The 1,203-nt window shown below is 51.8% G+C and carries 1 pseudogene; it reads right to left on the reverse strand.

The features are described 5' to 3' along the window. Nucleotides 1–989 (reverse strand): annotated as a pseudogene (locus KDK13_RS18075) (phosphoribosylformylglycinamidine synthase); the annotation flags it as partial. Between the last annotated feature and the right edge of the window lie 214 nt (nucleotides 990–1,203).

The raw sequence follows: 1,203 nt of genomic DNA on the forward strand, positions 1-1,203 counted from the left end.
GTGGCACCCTCATCGCGAATTTCCCCACCAGAACCAGTTGCTGCTCCTGCCCACGGGGCAATGGCCGTTGGGTGGTTGTGGGTTTCTACCTTCATCAGGATATGAATGTCTTCCTCATTGAAACCATATTCACGACTCTCAGGTTCCGGGTAAAACCGCTTTGAGTGGAAACCTTCAATGACCGAAGCATTGTCTTTATAGGCCGATAGCACCCCTTCACTGTGCATGGCGTGGGTATTTCGGATCATTTTGAACAGGGAAAGATCCTGCTCTTCACCATCAATACTCCAGGACGCATTAAAAATTTTATGCCGACAGTGTTCTGAGTTCGCCTGGGCAAACATCATCAACTCAACATCCGTAGGATCCCGTTCAAGCTTTTGATAGCTGGCTACCAGATAGTCGATTTCATCCTCAGCCAGGGCCAGGCCGAGGGACTGATTTGCCACAACCAATGCCTCCCTGCCGCCCTCCAGCACGGACACAGTGGTCAATGGGGCAGGCTCGGACACAGCAAACAGTGTGGGAATTTCACGCTCATCACGGAAGACAGCCTGGGTCATCCGGTCATGCAGCAAATCAGCAATCAGGGCTTCCTGGTCTCCCGACAGGCGGGTATCGGCAAACACCACAAACCTAACGCCTCGCTCGATTCGCTGGATCATACCGAGGCCACAATTGTGGGCAATATCGGATGCCTTACTGGACCAGGGAGAAATCGTACCCGGACGGGGAACCACCAGAAATTCTGCCTGAGAGGCAAAGTTGTCCGGCTCTGCCTGTTGAATCTTTGGGCCATAAGTCAACAGTCTGGCCAGAATATCAGCCTGCCTTTCACTCAGCCCTGTTTCACAGGACGGCTGGATTTTGATGTAATGCTGGAATTCAGCAACAACACAGGAGATCTCTGGCACTCTACTCTGCAGCTGGGCAAGCAGCTTATGATTGCGGAACTGGGAAAGTGCAGGGGCGCCACGCAGTATCAGCATGTTCTGGTCTGTCCTCGGGCCAATTAACAGCTATGAGGAGCTACAGCCTGGATCAGCTTGAATAATGAGCATCAGGAAGCCCGCATGAATGGCCACTTCCTGATGGAATTACAAGCCAGTTCTTATGCTGCTGCTTCTCAACTCAGGGGGATGATCAAAGGCTGCCTATAATAATCGAAACCAGCCTTCGGAAACCAGCAATCTTAGGCCATTT

Origin of the sequence: Endozoicomonas sp. SESOKO1 (assembly GCF_024606265.1) — a bacterium.
In the GTDB taxonomy this organism is placed as follows: Bacteria; Pseudomonadota; Gammaproteobacteria; order Pseudomonadales; family Endozoicomonadaceae; genus Endozoicomonas.